Source organism: Algoriphagus chordae (genome assembly GCF_003254055.1).
In the GTDB taxonomy this organism is placed as follows: Bacteria; Bacteroidota; Bacteroidia; order Cytophagales; family Cyclobacteriaceae; genus Algoriphagus; species Algoriphagus chordae.
Map to the genome: position 1 here is coordinate 22,101 of NZ_QKZT01000005.1, position 20,734 is coordinate 42,834.

11 protein-coding genes are annotated in these 20,734 nt (G+C 40.8%); 9 read left to right on the top strand and 2 right to left on the bottom strand.

Translation table 11 applies throughout. The features are described from left to right. Positions 1 to 23 precede the first annotated feature (23 nt). Positions 24 to 3,476: a hypothetical protein gene (locus LV85_RS06655; protein ID WP_146260438.1), complete on the top strand. Its 3,453-nt coding sequence runs from the start codon at positions 24 to 26 to the stop codon at positions 3,474 to 3,476. Between the two features lie 176 nt (positions 3,477 to 3,652). Here LV85_RS06655 and LV85_RS06660 read toward each other — a convergent pair whose 3' ends face one another. Both LV85_RS06660 and LV85_RS06665 read right to left on the bottom strand, forming a co-directional pair. Further along, a complete protein-coding gene (locus LV85_RS06660; protein ID WP_111317425.1) occupies positions 3,653 to 5,278 on the bottom strand; it encodes a RagB/SusD family nutrient uptake outer membrane protein in 1,626 nt (541 codons plus the stop codon). Between the two features lie 10 nt (positions 5,279 to 5,288). After that, on the bottom strand, positions 5,289 to 8,411 hold the full coding sequence (locus LV85_RS06665; RefSeq protein WP_111317426.1) for a SusC/RagA family TonB-linked outer membrane protein: 3,123 nt from the start codon (positions 8,409 to 8,411) through the stop codon (positions 5,289 to 5,291). Between the two features lie 876 nt (positions 8,412 to 9,287). Between LV85_RS06665 and pnuC the strand changes: the two genes are divergently transcribed. The 8 genes from pnuC (at position 9,288) to LV85_RS06705 (ending at position 20,446) form a co-directional block, all read left to right on the top strand. Next, a complete protein-coding gene (pnuC, locus tag LV85_RS06670) occupies positions 9,288 to 9,914 on the top strand; it encodes a nicotinamide riboside transporter PnuC (RefSeq protein ID WP_111317427.1) in 627 nt (208 codons plus the stop codon). Next, a complete protein-coding gene (locus tag LV85_RS06675) occupies positions 9,892 to 10,965 on the top strand; it encodes an acyl-CoA dehydrogenase family protein (protein ID WP_111317428.1) in 1,074 nt (357 codons plus the stop codon). The genes pnuC and LV85_RS06675 overlap by 23 nt, the downstream gene beginning before the upstream one ends. A gap of 811 nt (positions 10,966 to 11,776) precedes the next feature. Continuing rightward, positions 11,777 to 13,279 carry a rhamnogalacturonan acetylesterase gene (locus LV85_RS06680; RefSeq protein WP_111317429.1) on the top strand — a complete coding sequence of 501 codons (1,503 nt, stop codon included), beginning with the start codon at positions 11,777 to 11,779 and terminating at the stop codon, positions 13,277 to 13,279. 34 nt (positions 13,280 to 13,313) lie between these two features. Next, positions 13,314 to 13,631 carry an L-rhamnose mutarotase gene (gene rhaM / locus LV85_RS06685; RefSeq protein WP_111317430.1) on the top strand — a complete coding sequence of 106 codons (318 nt, stop codon included), beginning with the start codon at positions 13,314 to 13,316 and terminating at the stop codon, positions 13,629 to 13,631. An 11-nt stretch (positions 13,632 to 13,642) separates the two neighbouring features. Continuing rightward, positions 13,643 to 16,417 carry a glycosyl hydrolase gene (locus LV85_RS06690; RefSeq protein ID WP_111317431.1) on the top strand — a complete coding sequence of 925 codons (2,775 nt, stop codon included), beginning with the start codon at positions 13,643 to 13,645 and terminating at the stop codon, positions 16,415 to 16,417. A gap of 644 nt (positions 16,418 to 17,061) precedes the next feature. Then, positions 17,062 to 18,486, top strand: a complete 1,425-nt coding sequence (locus tag LV85_RS06695; RefSeq protein ID WP_111317432.1) for a purine-cytosine permease family protein — start codon at positions 17,062 to 17,064, stop codon at positions 18,484 to 18,486. Between the two features lie 2 nt (positions 18,487 to 18,488). Further along, positions 18,489 to 18,677: a hypothetical protein gene (locus LV85_RS06700; protein WP_111317433.1), complete on the top strand. Its 189-nt coding sequence runs from the start codon at positions 18,489 to 18,491 to the stop codon at positions 18,675 to 18,677. Between the two features lie 491 nt (positions 18,678 to 19,168). Next, positions 19,169 to 20,446 (top strand): sugar isomerase, encoded by a 1,278-nt coding sequence (locus LV85_RS06705; protein ID WP_111317434.1) that lies wholly within the window; start codon positions 19,169 to 19,171, stop codon positions 20,444 to 20,446. The last annotated feature ends 288 nt before the right edge of the window (positions 20,447 to 20,734 follow it).

A 20,734-nucleotide genomic window follows, 5' to 3' on the forward strand; every position in this document is an offset into this window, starting at 1 on the left:
TTTCAACATAAACTTACCTACTCATGAGTACTTTGAAAATAACAACGTCATCCGATATGATGAAAAACTACTTGCAGGCAGAAATCATTTCTCCTCAGGCAAAATTTGAAGCTCTTCAAACAGACAATGGGTTATCCATGCTTTTTTCAATGGGGACAAATAATGTTTTATACCTCACCAAGGAATCTTCAGGTGAAAGCACTGCAGGATGGACAAAAACGGATTTAAGTTCATCACAAATTAAGGAAGAGTTCTCCGCTGACCCCAGTGCCGCATGTAGGACTTTTGATGCAGGCCAAAGTGCCATGGACGGCTCCTTAAACTTAGCCATGACAATCAAAGCAGCTTCGCAGGATCACCTTTACCTAAGCCTTGGAAACTCTAACTCTGACCTTAGCTGGACACAATCTATGCCTTGGAAGTCCATTCCTTTTGATGCGGTTGAGAATAAACCGTCTTCAGTTCAAATCGTTAACGTATTGTTTTGTGAGACTTTTGAAAATAGCCAATACATTATAGTAGATATTTTAAGAGATCCTGCAAGTTCCGTCAAAGACATTTCTCGTTTCTACATTGATCCATCTAAAAGCTCCGGAAGCTATTGGGTCTCTCACGATATCCCTATCGATGTAGAGCAGGGCAATTACCAGAGTATTGTAGGCCGCTCAGCTAAAGGCAAAGTAGATGGAGTCTATACAGCAGGCAAAGCAGGCAATTCGGGTCAGTTAGCCTACCTTCCAGTGATCAATATATACGGATCCAGTGCACCTGAGCCAATAATCCTAGATCTTCCAAATCAGGCTATTCCTGAGGCTATTGCTGCACCTAGAAATGAGGATCAGACCACGGATCTTTATGTCATTAGCGGTGAAAACCTGTATTATTTTGCAAGTAACAATCAATCTTCAAAAGCTAGTCCAATTACCCTTCTTAGTAACTCCATTTTTTCTGGGACAAACAAGCTTGTTGGAATGTACCATCAAGGAGTGGTTACCCTTTGGGGTAAAAATGGAAATGATCAGGTATACTATCTAAGCTGTACTTCAGACCAAAAAGCAGTCGGTGCACATTGGAGTTTTCCACTTCCAATTTTGGAGGGTATGGAGGAGATCTCTCCATATTTAAATCTAGAAGACGGTGTAAATACACTTTTTGCATCAGGAGATGGGGTTTTAGAAAAGATTAGCCAAAGCACAAATTCCGGAGGCAAACTATGGAGTAGCACTCAAATCAGCCTTCCTACGGCTCCTACATCCCCGCCTATGTCTTTCAATTCCTACACCACCACAATTCAGATTAACGATGAAAACGATCTGCCTTTAGGAAATAAAGAAGTTAGCCTAACATCAAGTAAGAGAACAACTGCCTATATAAATGGACTCTATTACATTTTGACAAATAATCCAGTGAATATAAAATCCAATTCACTTGGAATGATTACGATCATGGAAGCCACGGGAACAATTTCTGGAAGTACATATGAAGTAGTAACCGCCGAAGGAAAAGTCAAAATCAATCCAATGGACGGACCATTCAAAAAGTTGTCCCTTTTGGGCTCATCTGATGGTAGTACCGATAAATTAACCAATGCGCAAATCAACTTAGGTAATGGGAAAACACAAAAACTCATTAGCGGAAATCCTTCTACAAAAGACCTACAGACTGTATCTCAAGGACTTGCCAATTTGGGACAGAGTTATCAATCAATAGGTACTCCTAGCTCAGCTCAATCCATGATGATGGTTTTACCTGTATCTTACCAGGCTCACAGCTTTGGAGAAGATATAATGGTAGCAGCAGGAGATCTTTTCAAATGGCTGGAATCAGGAGTAGATGCCGTGATTTCTATTATTAAAGATGCAGCCTCAGAGGTATGGCATTTTATTGCGGAAATCGGCGGAAAAATATATCGAGCAGTCCTAAACGCCGTAGATGCAATAGTCGATGCTGCTATATGGGTCTTTAAGGCAATCAAAACAGCCATCAATGATTTAATCAAGTTCCTTGAAATGCTCTTTGAATGGGATGATATCAAAAGAACTAAGGAAATCTTACACAATCTAATCAAAGCATGGCTCAACAATGAAGTAGATGGATTACAGGTTGTAAAAGGTAAATTTGACGGCTTTATCAAAGAAGCAGAAACCAAAATCAATGAGATGGCAGGAATCAAAGATTGGTCGCCCCTAGGTGATCATATGAGCAAACCGCCTGCCTCCGCCACATCGAACCCCACAAAAAATCAAACTTCTGGTTCTCAGCACCTCAACCATCATTTCCAAAACAATGCCTCGGGCATTATCCTGAAAGAGTCAGCTCCAGCGCTTGATTTGTTGGAAAATCTGATCAATGATTTGATTGATGCAATAGAACAGGAAGGTGAAGTCTTCGAAGCCATTTTCGAGCAATTAAAAACACTTGCAAAAGAATTTTCGAGCCTCACCACAGCGGAGATTATTAAGAGATTAATTGGTTTATTCCTCGATGGTATCTTAAGCAGCGTGCAAGTAGTAGTCGATGCTTTGCTAAATATCCTGACTGATATAGGCAATGCTATAATCGCTATTTTGGACACTAAAATCCATATCCCTGTGATCTCCGATATTCTTAATGCAATAGGAATTCCAGACATTTCCTTTTTAGATCTTTTCTGTTGGATTTCAGGACTTTCTTTTACAGTTGTCTATAAAATAATCAAGCAAAAAGCACCTTTCCCAGATGACGATACTTCAAAGTTCCTAGCTACTACTAAGGATCTTCAACTCATCAAAAAAGCCTTCCAAGCGTCTATACAGGTGGCACCGAAACAAACAATGATACTAACGGCAGTAAATACTGAAGGTCCGATTTCTATGCCAAAAGCAGCACAGGAAGTGGTATTCGAGCTTGGCCACTCTATCGGTGCAATAGCTACTTTTATCTCTGCATTCGTCAATGCTCTGGAAGCAGAAGAGTTGCTTGGGGATAATACATATGCCATACCATCTGCAGTTTTAGGCGTAGTAGCTGGGGGTTCTGTGGGAGTTGCTAATTTCCTAATACCTCGAGATCCTATTCAAAACACCATTTTCAGCTATCTAGCTACAGGCACCACTGGTGTTAGAATCATTTCCAAGATCATGTTTTCAGGAGTGCTTCAAAAACGTTTTGCGGCCAATACAAAATTGAGTTTTTTGGCGGCTGGTGATGGTAGAGCCACAGGAGCCTGCATTGATGCGTTACTAGTCTTCCCCGGGATTATTTGTACGATTTGGCACCTTGTTGAATTTATCAATGAAGAGAAAAATACTGATCTAGCTGATGCTGTTGTCGATGAAATCAGTAATGTAACGGGATACTTGAGTAGAATCTCCTATGCACTTGCAGTTAATGATAACGACGAAGAGTCAAGAAATATCTTTATCGGAGTTATGACTATTGCCAACTTACTCACTGCAGGTCTCCAAACTGCAGAGGTGGTCATTGAAGGTGTATAGATCGGTAAAAAATAAAGCTAATAACTCCCTATTACCAAACTGCAAGCGTAAAAAGCTTGCAGCTTGGTATTCACAGTAACTCAGGTCTAAATTTGAGATACTAGCTAAAGAGCAAAAAATCCGCACCCAAACTGGATGCGGATTTTCACTATTAAATAAACCTCTTGCAATCTATGTTAATCGTATGCTGGATTTTGTGGGAAATCCTTGTTCTGGTTCAAATCCAAAGCTGCCTGAGGAATTGGTCTAAGAATTTTCAAGTTCCCTCCTGCTCCTTGGAAATTTGCAGGTGTGATCCAGCTATTGTATGCTGATGCACGCTCAACCAATTTGCCAGTTCTTTTCAGATCAAACCAACGGTGATTCTCACCGATCAATTCTCTGGCTCTTTCGTCAAGTATATAATCAAGGTCAAAATCTGCAGTAGTAGCGTCTGCTACACCAGCTCTTTGTCTTACCACATTCAATTTTTCTAGTCCTTTTGCAACTTCACCCAGCCCCAAATAAGCTTCTGCTGCTACCAGATAGGTTTCTGCCAATCTGGATATAATGAAATCACGCGTGCTAGATCCATCGCCAGAGCTTGCGAAAAGTGACTTTGGATCATCGAATTTCTTCACAATCATAGTAGCTCTATCCCCTGAGATAATACCTCCTACTGGATCTGTTGTGCCATATGGATGATAGATAGTCGTAGGATTAGCAGCCACATAGGCTATGCTATCCTGTGCCGTAAACCAACGTGGCTCATAGAAATCCCTAACCGTCAAGCTACTGTGATCTTCCACATCATAGTAATCATAATAGCGAACATACATCTCGGTCATGAAAGTGGAATACCAACGCTCGTCAGTTTCCTCAAATAAATCCAAAGCGAAACGTGTAGGTAATAAATTGTATGTTTTATAAGGTGCATTTCCCGCTACCTCAGAACCTCCCAAATAAGGACCATTGTAATTCTGCTGCTGGTTACCAATCTCAGAAGGATTAGCGCTAATAGAACCAGCACTGAATTGCACAGAGAAAATCACTTCTTCATTCATATCATTACCTGGCGTCCAGATTTCCTCAGATGTCAGATTCAATCCCTGACCAGCGATCGCCTTTTCAGCATAGCTAGCTGCTTTCGCAAAATCATCACTAGCAGCAAAATCTTCATAGGCGCGAGTCAGATGAACTTTGGCTAAAAGATTTTCTACAGCTCTTTTATTAACTCTTCCTGTGTAATCGCCTGCAGAAACTTCATTCAGTGCCAATTCCAGTTCCGACACGATCAAAGAATATACTTCTTCTGCGGAAGATCTATCGAAAGACAGAATAGGCTCTGCTATGAAATCTGTAATAATTCCTACTCCTCCGTAAGATTGAACAAGCAAGAAATAAGCATTTGCTCTTAGGAATCTCACCTCTCCTACATATTGAGAAATATTAGGAGTCTGTACCGTTTGATCTGCATAGTAGATCGCAGTATTTGCCAACTGAATGGCTTTGTAGCTATTGGTATACAAGAAATCTACTCCATCCGAAGAAGAAGTTAACTGCGTGTATTTACTTAATCCCTGAGGCTCTGGAGATCTACCTTCCTCATACAGGTCTGTTCCACTCATAAACATCCATGGAGCCTTTCCATAAATATTTCTCAAAGCTGAATAGTTTGAATTGATGAGAGCAGCATAGCCCTCTTCAGTTGCATAAAATTCCTCAGCGGTTACATTTGATCTGTTGTCTTCTTCTAGGAAATCAGCACAACCTGTGTTGACTAGAATTAGCCCTATTGCGAATATTGAAAGTATCTTTTTCATATCTAATTATTTAAAACTTTAAGCTTAAACCAAACTGCGTAGTGATGCTACTCACCCGGCCAATGCCCAATGATGCCTCTGCCCACTCAGGATCCCATCCATCGTAATCAGTGAATGTGAAGGGATTAAGCACGTTTACATAAAGTCTCAAGCTCTGCACATTGATTTTGCTTAGCAGGCTTTGTGGAATGGTATACCCAAGAGATATATTGTTGATTTTCACAAAAGAAGCGTCTTTGTAATATCCTACCCCATTTCCCCAAAAAGAACCTTCTGCTCTAGGCTGAGGATATTTGTTGCTGTACTGAGCAGGAACACCAACAGTATTTTCTGGTACATAGTACTCACCGATATTGGACTTTTGCCTTCCTCTATCTTTTACATCCGTGAAGTTTACGTGGAAATCACTGTATGCCAATACTCCTTGCTGAGTAGCCAGCGCAATATTCATGTCAAAGGCACCAACTTGTAGTCGAGAAATCAAACCACCAGTCCAAGAAGGATTGGAAGAACCTAGAATAACTCGATCATCATTCGGGCTGATTTTACCGTCATTATTTACATCGACCACTTTGGCCTCACCTTCTTTTTGATTGTATGCAGCAGCATCCTCATTTTTTTGCCAAACTCCATCAAAAACATAATTGTAATGAGAATCGATAGACTCACCTATAAACCATCCATTTCCTACATCATTTGTCTCAGATTGTCCGTAGATAGATTCAATTGTGTTGGTGTTTTTAGTGAAAGTGAACATGGTAGACCAGGTCACTAGATTGCTTTGAACATTGATAGTGTTCAACATAAGCTCTACTCCGGTATTTTTCACAGAAGCTGCATTTGATCTAATATTACTAAAACCAATTTCAAGTGGAAGCTTCTGATTTACAAGTAATTGATCAGACAAACGATCATACCAGTCTATGCTACCAGAAATTCTATCATTAGCAAAACCAAAATCAACACCCAAGTTTAGTTCAGTAGTTTTCTCCCAAGTAAGCGCTTTGTTAGCAAGGGAATTTTGTACCCAACCATTAGCAGTTGTACCATTGAAATCGTAATAAGTCTGATTGGTCAAGGTATTCACCGTAGTATATGGTGACACATTATTATTACCCACTGTACCGTATCCAGCTCTCAACTTCAGGTTTGAAACTCCACTGGAATTAGCCAAAAATTCTTCCTCACTCAATCTCCAACCTACAGCTACAGATGGAAATGATTGCCACTTGTTTCCTTCCGACAAAAGAGATGATCCATCCCATCTATTAGATACGGTAAGTAGGTACTTTTCCTTGAAAGCATAATTTAATCTCAAGGCAAAAGATGCAAGTTGATTTTTTCGGAAAGAATTACCCAAAGAATAAGTCGATTGAAGACCAGAACCCACATTGTAAAATTCTGTCTCAAAAGGTTGCTGAGTAGAACCCATATAAGCAGTCTCCGTACGATCTACGAATATACTTTGTAAGGCAAGAAAATTGAAGGTATGAGCACCATAGGTTTGGTTGATATTGATCTGATTATCCCAGGTGTAATTAAGCTTGTCCTCAAATCCAACTTCAGAAGAAGGCAAATTACCATTGCTAATACCAGTATTAGTCATTGCTCCCCAATACTGACCTCTTCTGTTGTTATTAAGACCCACAGAGAAGGTTGACTTCAAACTCAACCAGTCCAAAGCATCGTATTGCAAAAAGGCATTTCCAACACCACGAACAGTACGTGTTTCATCGCTGGTATTAGCTATTTCCAATAGCGGATTGTAAGTACTAGTCTTATTCACGGCATAAGAACCATCTGGGTAAGTCAATTTTCCTGGCTGAGGAAAAAGCTCATCGAGAATCTCATTTCCATTTTCATCCACTGCATATGGAGTCAAAAATGGGTTTAAGCGAAAAGCTTCCTGCATCGCAATGCTACTACCTCTTTGATTTGTCCCAAAGGAAAAAGCCATATTCGCACCTGCAGTAAGTTTGTCATTAATGCTCTGGTTGATATTCATGTTGAATGTGTACTTATCCAAAGACTCATTCTTCAAGTTTCCTGTTTCATTCTGGTAACCAATGCCCAAATTGTAAGAAGAAGCACCATTTCTATGCGATACAGATAGGTGACTATTAGTCTGCATACCATTCTGCAAAACTCCGTCATACCAATCGAAACCTTCAAGCTGATCAAATCTCTTCTTCAATACCTGATTTGAATTTCCGATAACCACATTTTCGTAATCTGCAGGACTCATTCCTTCTCCATTTTTGGTGGTTCCCAAATAGGCAGCATAATGGTAATCTCTCCATTGCTCCAGGCTCATCATCTCAGGCAATCTTGCTGCGGTTTTCACCCCATAATAAGTCTCAAAAGAAACATTGGTCTTGTTCTGAAGTCCCGTTCCAGTCTTTGTTTGTACTATGACTACACCACCAGCGGCTCTTGATCCGTAGATCGCAGCAGAGGATGCATCCTTTAAGACTTCGATTTTTTCGATGTCATTTGGATTCAAAAAGTCAATCCCACTGGTAATTACCCCATCCACTACAAAAAGCGGAGAAGATCCAGCCAATGAGTTATTACCTCGAATGGTCATGTTGAATCCATCACCTAATCGTCCAGTGCTATTACTCACCTGCACTCCAGCCACAGTTCCTTGGAGGGACTGAATTGCACTAGTGGTCCCTCTTTCAGTAATGATTTCACTATCAATGCCAGCAATTGCTCCAGTGACATCAGCTCTCTTTTGAGTACCATAGCCCACTACTACCACAGATTCCAATTCTGTAATATTCACTCCCAACTCCACATTTATAATCGACCTTGAGCCGACCACTTCTTCTTGTGAATTATAACCTATAAAGGAAAAGACAAGGACAGCATCCTCATTTGGTACTGCCAGACTGAACTTCCCATCTACATCAGAAGTGGTCCCTGTAGTAGTACCTTTCAAGATGATAGAAACTCCCGGTAAGGAAAGGCCATCATCTGATGACACAACTGTTCCCGTGACAGTTTGCTGCGCGAAACTTGATATAGAAAAGCAGAGTCCAAGCAGCATAGTTAGACTCCATCCTTTCAAAATAAATCTCCATTTAGAAGATTCCTTAGGGGGCGGAATTTTGGGTAAATTTTGTTTCATAATGTTGTTTAGGTTTGTTGAAAATTGATAGGTCGCAATCGATTCCGTGCGCAATCGATTGCATTATAGTAGGTATATGTTTTCTATCCAAAAAAAAATCTAATTATTTGATAAAAATTGCTGAAATCAGCCCTCTTCAGGCTCAAACAGCTGATATATTTGGCAAAAAATCAATCAGGCTATCAATTCTTAAAAATATTAATTTCCCCCTAGAGCAGTTCTAGAATTAATCCTATAGAGGGATAATCAAGCAGGCATGAGCTGGGGGACTTACTGACATTTCCCTCTTCAAATAATCGCAATCAAAGTATTAGAAACAGTATTAAAGGGATTATAGCAAGTATCAAAATTGGATCAAAATTGGATTTTAGCTTACAAACCTAGCCTCCTACTATTTTTCAAAACACTAAGAATCAAGGATTCATCCAAGGAATCTGATTACACAAGAAATCATACAACATGTCCCATATAGGGAATAGAAAAGTAATATCCGACATAGATTTCAAAAATTAAGGAGAAAATAACAGTTTAAAGCGCAACCGATAGCACATTCTATTTTCTTGAATTTTTAATCATAATTTCGCTATATGTACAAGCTTGTCAGGACTTTCTAAACAACTGTTTCAAGTAAGATTACTCTTGAAATAATATGTTGGTATAGCTCAAACTTTAAGAACTAATAATTCCTATCTCAACTTTCCTTCAAAGAAATATTAATCTCTATATTAGCGCCATCAAATGAGGGGTGCCCTAAAAGTTACGGGCTGAGATCATACCCATCGGTGAGCGATCACTGAGCACCTGATCCGGGTAATGCCGGCGTAGGGACTAGATTACTGTTCTCCCTTTTTTGAATAATCATAAAACGTTATTCAAATGTTATTATTTATCGACCTGAAGCTGCTCGCTGAGCAGATCAAAGCCACCAGTTTACTGGAATGGATCTCCGTGAGTTTTGGAGTAGCATCTGTCCTATTCGCTCGCAAAAACAATGTGCTGCTCTATCCAACAGGCATAATTGGTATTCTCACCTCCGGTTTTTTACTTATAGACGCCAAGCTCTATGCAGAAACTTTACTGAGTGCCTACTATCTGGTCATGAGCATCTATGGGTGGGCGATCTGGAATAATCAGTCTACTAGTGGGGCTTCAAAAATTTCTAGAAGTTCAGCAAAGGAGCAGAAAATCACCTGGGCAATAGCGATCCTCGGCTGGGGATTTCTCTATTTTATGCTCACCACATTCACTGATTCCGATGTCCCGATCGTAGATGCTTTTGTGTCGTCCACAGCCTGGGCTGGTATGTGGCTTTTGGCCAAAAGAAAGCTAGAAAACTGGATTTGGCTGAATGTTTCGAATCTCATCGCAATCCCTTTGCTCTTTCACAAAGAGCTGATTCTTATCTCATTTCTCACCATTTTCCTTTTCATCGTAGCAATTTTCGGCTATTTCGACTGGAAGAAAGAACTGGACCAACCCAATGCAAAACTCAAAACTGTTTAATCACGAGCTTGCCACTAAGGCAGAGAAACTTGGATTCCTACCAGAAGAATGGCTAACTGAGATTTACGCAGAGAAGTGGTTCAAGCTTTTCGTACCAAAAGATCTGGGTGGATTGGGATGCACCTTACCTGAAGCGCTTAAGGTCGAGGAGAATTTAGCCAAACTAGACGGGAGTTTGGGATGGACTGTAACGCTTTGTGCAGGTGCAGCTTGGTTTGTTGGCTACATGGATGAGTCACTGCGAAACGATATTTTTCCTGATGAAAAACTCTGTCTTGCTGGAAGTGGATTCGTAGGAGGTAAAGCTGATAAAATCGGAGAAAACTACCTGATTTCTGGATCTTGGACTTATGCTTCTGGAGCTCTACATGCCACACATCTTACAGCGAATTGTGAGATTTTGGAAAATGGTAAGGCACTTTTAGATGACAAGGGAAAGCCTGTAATCAAGGCATTTGTGCTGGATAGAAAGGACGTAGAGATCCTCGATGGCTGGAATTACATGGGAATGATAGCTACGGGAAGCCATGCTTTTCGCTGCGATAACCTATCCGTTCCTCTCAATCGTTGTTTCGAAATCCTTCCCGAGAAAGCTCAGCTCAAAGCTCCTGTATTCCAATATCCCTTTCATCAATTTGCTGAAGCAACGCTCGCAGCGAATATTCTAGGTATTACAAAACATTTGAAGGACTTGATTGAGCAGTCATTTTGGAAAAGAAATGAGTACAGAAAATACGATGAAAAGCATCTCAAGTACTTCACCGAGTTGCTAAACAAGCAGAATAAAAAGCTCCAGAAGCTTGAGGGTAATTTCTATCGTCAAATCAATGCCTCTTGGGAAGAGCTAGAAAAAAATGCTGTAATCTCAGATTCTCGATTGAAGAAAATCTCTAAAGTCAGTAGAAAGCTTACCCAAAAGTGTCGAACCATAAATGGGAAGCTGTATCCATTCTCAGGCCTTGAAGCTGCGAAAACTCATACTGAACTCAATCGGGTTTGGCGTGATTTCAATACAGTCGGGCAACATGCATTGCTGATATTTCCTTTTTAGAATCGCCAAGTTCTACCAATACTTTCCCGCAGATTGACGCTGAAAAGTTGCGCAGATAGTCACAGATTTTGTCTAGGTGCTGGTCTCTCACTATTGAAATTTGCTCGATTCTGCGAAATTGATCTGTGTATAACTGCGGGCAATATTTTCTATCTAATATCTAGCAATCGGATATAGCGAGATTTCATAATTGTAGCTCAGCATGCCCTAACTGATATTTCCTTTTTAGAATTAGTAATCGTCAAGTTTCAATAAAACTTTCCCGCAGATTAACGCAGAAACTTGCGCAGATAGTCGCGGATTTTGTCTAGCGTGCAATATTTTCTTATCTAATATCTAGCAATCGGATATAGCGAGATTTCATAATTGTAGCTCAGCATGCCCTAACTGATATTTCCTTTTTAGACCTACTAAGTGTGACTATTTGTTGATTTGATACTTAATATTTTTCTGGCAAGACGGACTGAGCCGAATAGAACAGAACAGAAAAACACGGGCTCTGAAGGAGCCTAACCATTCATAACCCTGTACGAAGTGCAGGGTATAGGGAATGTCTTAAATTTTTCTGAAGCCCTGAAAGGGCGAGACTTAATTCAGTTGCACTACCATGAGAAATATCGAGATTTCAATACCCTAAGGCAGCATGCGCTACTGATATTTCCTTTTTAAAATTCACCTGTTTACAGGCAATTTTATAGCTTATTCAGTCAAAAACAGTTCTAAACAGTCAGATCAGGCAAGTTCGGCAACTATTCTTCATTACATTAGGTCAGTTTAAAACAGCATGTGATTTTGCAAATACTAGTAAAGAATGAAATTCAACAAACCCATCAAACCCTTATTAGTTCTTGTTTTAGCATTCCTATTCTCTGCTTTTCAGCAACAAACTACCGAGAAGAAAATCCTCTATCTCATAGGGGATTCTACAGTAAGAAATGGTGGTGATGGAAATTTGCAGCGTGGCTGGGGCAATTTCCTTCAGGAGTTTTTTGACAGTACGAGACTAGAAGTTAGCAACCAAGCCATGGCCGGCAGAAGTACACGAACATTTATCAAGGAAGGCAGATGGGATAAAGTTCTTGAAACGATCAAGCCTGGCGATTATGTAATTATGCAGTTTGGCCACAATGAAGGTGCTGTTCCTGACACCACCAAAGCAGGTTATAGAGGTGTGTTACGGGGAATTGGTGACGAAACCAAGGAACTCACCTGGCCGGATGGCAGCCTGGAAACTGTTCATACTTATGGCTGGTATCTCGAAAAATTCATCACAGACACCAAGGCAAAGGGTGCCACTCCTATCGTGGCCTCTATGATTCCACGCAATAAATTCCAAGACGGTGAAGTAGAAAGAGCCAATCAGGACTTTGGGAAATGGGCAAGGGATGCCGCCCGACGACATGGCGCACCATTCCTTGACCTCAATTCAATAATAGCCGATCAATATGATAAATGGGGCCCAGAGGTCGTGAAAGGACTTTTTGAACGAGATCACACCCACACCAATGAAGCTGGTGCGAGAATCAATGCTTGGTCGGTTACAGATGGATTACGAGATCTGAAGGACTGTGTTCTTAAAGACTATTTAAAAAAGGATAAGCCCACACTATTTCTAATAGGTGATTCCACTGTAAAAAATGGACAGGGAGATGGTGCTGGAGGACTTTGGGGATGGGGAGATTTTATCGCTCCATATTTTGATGGAGAAAAGATCAAGGTGCAAAATCATGCACTCGGTGGCACCAGTAGTCGAACCTTTCAAACTTATGGGATGTGGCAGAAAGTGCTAGATAAATTAGAACCTGGAGACTTTTTGATCATGCAATTCGGCCACAATGATTCAAGTCCGCTGGATGATGAAGCTCGAGCCCGTGGTACGATCAAAAGTGCTGGTTTGGAAGCAGAAAACATTTACAATCCCATCACAAAAAGTCAGGAAACAGTATATTCCTATGGTCAGTATTTGCGTCAGATGATTTTGGCTGCAAAAGCCAAAGGAGTCACTCCTATCGTCAGCTCACTTATCCCACGCAATAATTGGAAAGATGGCAAAGTTGTCACCGCAGAAAACGACTATGGACTTTGGGCAAAACAAGTTGCTGAAGACACCGAAACTGCCTTCATCGATCTCAATCAATTGGTAGCTGATCGGTACAATGAATTAGGGGAAGCTTATGTAAAAGCACATTTCTTCAATGATACAGATCACACGCATACCATAGCAGAAGGTGCTGAGTTGAATGCGGAAATTGTCATTGACGCTATTAATAACTTGGACCAACTTTCGATCAAATTATATTTAAAAAAAGAATAACTTCTACCCTCAATAGTATCAAAAACTACCCAAAATGCCTCAAAAATTAGCCTTTCGGATGAAACTGATTCCTGGTTTTGAAGAAGAATACGAGAGAAGACATCGTGAGATTTGGCCTGAATTGGTCACTTTACTCAAAGAGACAGGAATCATTGATTATCAGATATTTTTGGATAGAGAAACTTCCTATCTTTTTGCCTTTCAGGTAATAGCAGGAGAAGCAAATTCTCAGGATCTTGGTAGCACCGAGATCGTCCAACGCTGGTGGAAACATATGGCCGACATCATGGAAACAAACCCAGACAAGTCCCCCATTTCAGTCGAACTTCCAAACGTCTTCGATCTCCAATAACCCCATTTCCAATGCGCTCTAAATACCTTCTTTTACTTTTCCCAATTTTACTATTCTTTGGATTTCAACTTCTAGAGAAAAAAGCACCTGCGTCTAGCGATTGGCCCGAGATCACTCAATCGGCCAAACCCTGGACTCGCTGGTGGTGGATGGGAAATGCAGTAGATGAAAAAAACCTCTCCAAACTGCTGGAAACCTATCACGATGCAGGGCTTGGCGGAGTAGAAATTGCGCCCATTTATGGAGCAAAAGGCTACGAAAATCGATACATAGATTTCCTTTCCAGCGACTGGTTAAGCATGTTGGATTTCACTGTCAGCAAAGCCAAAACGCTTGGAATGGGTGTAGATATGACTCAGGGCACAGGCTGGCCCTATGGCGGACCACAAGTAAGCGTAGAAAATGCAGCAACTCGAATGGTGATTCAGGATTATGAGAAAGCGGACGGAAAAGCCCTGGACACAACTATCCTTTTCCAAAAGAAAAAGGAATCACAGCCTGAGGCAAAATTGATCGCCGTAATGGCTTATGATAAGAATAATGATGCCACAGAAATCACCAATTATGTCGATGAGGATGGTAATCTCAATTGGAACGAAAAGGGAGATTGGCAGATTAAAGCCATTTTTTTAGACAAAACTGGCCAGATGGTAAAGCGTGCAGCTCCTGGAGGTGTTGGCTTTACGCTCGATCACTTTAGTGAATCAGCTGTTGATTCTTACAATTCATATTTTGAAAAGGCATTTGCAGGAAAGGATTACGGCTTTCGTTCCTTTTACAATGACAGCTTTGAAGTTTATGGGGCGGATTTTACAGCTAACTTTTTTGAGGAATTCAAAAAACGTAGAGGATATGAATTAAAGGAGTTTCTTCCGTATTTAGAAAGTGAGGAATCAACGGAGATAGTACGTAGAGTGAAGTCCGACTATCGTGAGACGATCAATGATCTCCTGTTGAATAATTTCACCAAAAACTGGACAGATTGGGCACATGATCAATCCAAACTCACCAAAAATCAAGCACATGGATCGCCGGGAAACCTTCTTGATCTTTATGCAGCAGTTGATATTCCCGAATGTGAAACCTTCGGTTCCAGCTACTTCCTGATTCCTGGACTGAGAAGAGACAGCGCAGATATCAGAAACGTAGATCCCGACCCTATCATGTTGAAGTTCGCCTCCTCTGCGGCTCATTTAACTGGGAAAAACCTGGTTTCCTCTGAGACATTCACCTGGCTCGGGGAGCATTTCAAATCCTCATTTTCCCAAATGAAACCTGAGGTAGAACAGGCATTTTTGGCAGGAGTAAATCACATTTTCTATCATGGGGTCACCTATAGTCCCGAAGATGTAGCCTATCCCGGCTGGCTTTTTTACGCTTCATTGAACCTTACTCAGCAAAATAGTCTTTGGCCACATTTCAAGGGCTTCAATGAGTTCATCGCTAGATCTCAGGCGATTTTGCAAGCAGGCCAAGCAGATAATGAATTGCTTGTTTACTGGCCTGTCTATGACGTTTGGGCGGAGCCAAAAGGCAAAATGGAGATGATCACCGTGCATGCCGTGGATGAATGGCTACACCCAACTGAGTTCTATAAGCAGTCTAAGAAATTAATGGAATCAGGTTATTCTTTGGATTTTATCTCAGATGATATGATTGCAAAGTCCAAGGTTAATAAAGGTCTAATTCAAACCTCAGACAAAAATTCGGCTAAGGTTCTAATCATTCCTGAGACAGAATTTATGCCAACTGAGACTTTCAGGGATATTCTGGAACTGGCAGAAAATGGTGCGAATGTAATTTTCCAAACCCAGCCGAAAACTATTCCAGGATATCATTCTGACCAGAAGTCAAAAGAAAATGTATTTCTTCAATTATGGGCTTTAATTGAATTTGAAGATGGAAAAGCTAGCGTTGGAAAAGGACAATTTTTCCTTTCAGACGACCTAGGAAAGACTTTGGAGGAATTAGGAATTTACAGAGAAAAGCTAGTGGACACTGGACTGGATTTTATCCGGAGAAAAGTGGCTGATGGTACTTACTATTTTCTTGTAAACCACAGCGCAGATGCTATTTCTCAAAACATTTCTCTAAACGCAAAAGCAGGAAGCCTGATGGCGATGGATCCCCTAACCGGTAAAAGAGGAACGATTTCTTCAGAAAGTACAGCTGTTGGTACTAGCGTAAATATTAACCTTAAATCAGGAGAATCCATTTTCCTCAAGACTTTTGACGAGAAAGTAGAATTGGCAATTCCAGCTTGGCCAGATTACAGCAAATCAACCTCGACGCTAGATATTTCCAAAAATTGGAAGCTTACTTTTAACCAAGGCCAACCAAAACTTCCTGCTCCGCAAACCATGGAAACGATCAAAGCTTGGACTAATAATGGAGATTCAGAAGCCAATGATTTCTCAGGCCAAGCCAGCTATTCCAGTGAATTTGATTTCACCAAATCAGATGGAAAGCATTACTTATTGACTATCGATAAAGTATATGAATCTGCCAAAATCTGGGTTAATGGTGAATATGCGGGCAATAGTTGGAGCATTCCTTACCAGCTCGACGTAACTGAGCAGCTACAAAATGGCAAGAACACGATCAAAATAGAAGTGGCCAATCTAATGGCAAATAGTATTCGATATCTAGATAGAAACAAGATTGAGTGGAGAAATTACCATGAGATCAACTTCGTCAATATCGACTATAAACCCTTTGATGCTTCTAACTGGAAAACTATGCCCTCAGGATTGGATGGGAAAATACAGATATCAGAGTTTGAGTAGATCTAAATGCCCTCATGATGCTATTATCCTTATGCTCTTTGGTTTGCAGGCTGGAAGACCGAAGACGGGTGACCGAAGTAGCCTCAATGCTTGAGCTATTCAATTCCTTTAGTGATGCTTCCTTACCCATAGAAAAGAGGCTAAAGTAATATAGGATATGTTAAACTTAAGAATTGAGGCCGATTCGGTCATCGGTCTTCCAACCAGATTAGCGAAGGATCTAAGGTGACTCGCATCATTACGGATAATCATTTTATTTTGTATCTATTTTCTATGTTGCACTTCCTCTTTAAGGAACAATGGTTGAGGTTCAAATTCGGGCACTCCCCCTTTCCTAAAGGGGGTTAGGGGGATTTTAGCATGATAAAAACAAGCTTATTACTTTATAGATACTCATATAATTAAAACTGAATTTTAGTAATAAAAGGATAAACCAACACATAATTTGCTCAACTCTATCATACAGGCTGCTTCAGTCTTCTGTCTCCCGTCTTCCAACCTGATAAGCAAAGGATCTAAGGAGACTGGCATCATTGCGGAAAATCCTATAAAATAAACACTAAATGCACTCCCCACCCATATAGCACAGGATACATGAGACTGTCTGCTAGCCTAATTTGAACTTCAAGCCCAAAAGAAAACCTATGTCATCAAGCCAAAACCTAAAACAGCGGCTCGAAGCTGTCAATGAATACGAGCGAACTCCCATTCCCAAAAACAAACTAAAAGGCTGGAAAAGCTTTATAGGAACCTATGCTGGAGAACATACCGCAGGAACTGAATTTGTAATTGGGCCACTTTTCGTTGCTCATGGAGCTACAGCTGGTGATCTGGTCAGTGGACTGATTGTAGGAAACATTCTGGCAATTCTCAGCTGGGCATTTTTCACAGGAAAAGTAGCCGTAAAGACCAGAACAACACTTTATTATCAGTTGGAGAAAATCGCCGGTAATCGCTTTACCTTATTTTATAATGTCGTAAACGCAGCACTATTTTGCTTCTTAGCAGGCTCCATGATCGCCGTTTCAGCTACTGCAGTTGGCATTCCTTTTAATTTGCCTATGCCTTCACTTACAGACATCTATCCAAATAGTGTAGGCTGGATCATTACCGTATTTTGCATTGGTACCGTCACCACTTTTGTCGCGATGTTTGGGTTTAATGTTATTTCAAAATTTGCCAATATCGCAGCACCCTGGATGATAATGATCTTTATCGCCGCTGCAGTGGGAGTTTTGCCAAGATTGGGGATCAATTCATTTTCTGATTTTTGGCCAGTTGCTGAAACCACGATATGGAATGGAGTTCCGCTGGAAGGACAGAGCAAATTCACTTTCTGGCACATCATGTTCTTTGCGTGGTTTTGTAATATGGGTATGCACATCGGAATGGCAGATATGTCACTCCTTCGTTACGCCAAGAAGTGGACTTATGGATTTTCATCTGCTACAGGCGTATTCTTAGGGCACTTTATCGCTTGGATGGCTTCTGGGATTTTATATTCTCTTTTCCTTTTGGAGTCAAAAGGCAGTTTAGTATTCGCTCCAGGGCCTATCGCTTATGAAGCTGCAGGAATAGCTGGTGCTGTTTGTGTCGTGATCGCAGGTTGGACGACTGCGAATCCTACGCTTTATCGTGCCGGACTTGCTATCCAATCTATCAATCCAAAATGGAAAACCTGGAAAGTAACCCTCTTCGTAGGTTTGGTGACAACGATCGCTGCCTGCTTCCCTGCTTTGGTGATGCAGTTATTGGAATTTGTTGCGCTTTATGGATTGATTTTAATGCCTCTTGGAGCCGTGATTTTCCTGGATGTATTTGTACTTCCAAAGATGGGCCTTGCAAGCAACTATGCTGAGTTGACCAAATCCCATTTCAATCCAGCAGTCGGAATCACTTGGGCAGTTTCACTGGTTTTCTGTTTGGGTTTGAATATTTATGGCGGAATTGAAATCTTCTTTCTTGGACTTCCGGGTTGGTTTGTAGCAGTCATCGTTTACCTGCTTGCTTCAAAAGCTATTCAGAAAAAAACTACGAATGTCTCTCCTACTATTCCTTTAAATTACTGATTATGAAAAGTATATTAAAAGTAATATCAATTGCTGCTTTAGCACTGACACTTATCCCTTCCTTTCTGGTTTTGAAAGGAAGCATTACTCCTGAACTATCTAAAACCTTGATGCTAATTGGCACAATAGTCTGGTTTGGCACAGCTTCCTTTTGGATGAATAAGTCAGAAGAGGAAGAAGTTGAAAGTTAAATTACAGTCCAGCTTCTGGAAAAGCAGGACAACTTAAAAGATCAAATCTTTATATAATTAAGGCTTGATTTTTCCAGCAGAACCACTCTCCCTTTTCAAAGGGGGCAAGGGGGATTTACTTATTAAAATAGATAGTAGTCCAGCTTCTGGAGAGCAAAACAACCTAAAAGATCAAATCTTCATATAATAAAGGCTTGATTTTACCTGCAGAACCACTCCCCCTTTTCAAAGGGGGCAAGGGGGATTTACTTATTAAAATAGATAGTAGTCCAGCTTCTGGAGAGCAAAACAACCTAAAAGATCAAATCTTCATATAATAAAGGCTTGATTTTACCTGCAGAACCACTCCCCCTTTTCAAATGGGGCAAGGGGGATTTACTTATTAAAATACAGTAGTCCAGCTTCTAGAGAAGCAGGACAACAAAAATATTCAATATTACTCAGTGTACTCCGCGTGAACTCCGTGTCCTCTGCGATTAAAATCTAAAACAATGAAACTTACACTAGATCAAATACAAGCTCAAAATACTTCTCTTAGCGCCGAACACACAAGAAGCTTCGACTTCCTTGCCGAAAGCCTGGACAAAAAAGGAAACAACGTAGAAGAACTGATTTCCAAGCTTCAAGCCTTGCAAATCGCAATTCCAAGTTGGGCACTGGGAACAGGCGGAACACGATTTGGTAGATTTTCTGGTGGCGGAGAACCTGCAACTTTAATCCAGAAAATTCAGGATGTAGGAATTCTTCATGCCCTAAATCAATCCAGCAACGCCGTTTCTCTGCATATTCCATGGGATATTCCGAGTGATTACCAAGCCATCAAAGACTCTGCTTCAGAAGTTGGAATCGGCTTCGATGCCGTCAATTCCAATACTTTTCAAGATCAAGCAAACCAAGCGCACAGTTATAAATTCGGTTCTTTGGCGAATTCAGAAGCTGCCGTCCGTGATTTAGCTGTGGAGCATAACAAGCAGGTCATAGAGATTGGAGAGAAATTGGGATCCAAAGCACTGACCGTTTGGCTGGCAGATGGTAGCAGTTTCCCAGGTCAGCATAGTTTGAGAAAAGCGCTTGAAAACACGCATTTATCTCTTCAAGAAATCTATAAGGCTGTTCCAGAAGACTGGAAGCTATTGATTGAATACAAGCCATACGAACCGCACTTCTACAGTACAGTGATTCAGGATTGGGGAACATCATTTCTGTTGGCAAATAAGTTGGGTAAAAAGGCATATACGCTCGTAGATCTTGGTCACCACCTTCCAAACACAAATATTGAGCAGATAGTAGCTACTCTGATGACAGAAGGAAAACTGGGTGGATTTCACTTCAATGACTCCAAGTACGGAGATGACGATCTGACTGTGGGCAGTGTAAAACCGTATCAGTTGTTCTTAATTTTTCAGGAATTGGTGAAAGGATTTAGCGAAACAAATAATCCCCCACTTTCATGGATGATCGATGCAAGTCACAATCTAAAAGATCCAATGGAAGATCTGATTCAATCGGTGCAAGCAATCAAACTAGCCTATGCTCAGGCATTATTGGTAGATAGCAAATCCTTGGAAGCTGCACAGGAAACGCATGATGTGGCTGATGCTCAGGAGATTTTACAGGACGCTTATAGAACGGATCTTCGTCCATTACTTGCCGAAGCAATGCGCAGATCCGGTGGAGCAATTGATCCAATCAAAGCATTCCGATCACTTAAAGTAAGAGAAACATTGATTGGCGAAAGAGGCTTAAAATCAATAGCTTCTGGGTTGTAATCAAGGTATTATCTGTAAATATTTCTATCTCTTCTAATACCTAAAGTCGATTTTGGAATTGAACAACTCCTCCTTGTAAGGGGGGCAGGGGGATTTAAGAAAGTAAAATCCCGCTAGCCCCCTTTGAAAAGGGGGAATTGCCCTATACTAAGAACAACTTCAGTAGTAGCAAACTGTGCTCTCGGTGTAAAACTCAGCGAACACCGCGGTTTAATTTTTTGTTTTTTCCCATCCCTAACTAAGGGTAATCCCCACCCCAGCTGTCATAAACATAACATCGCAAAAATG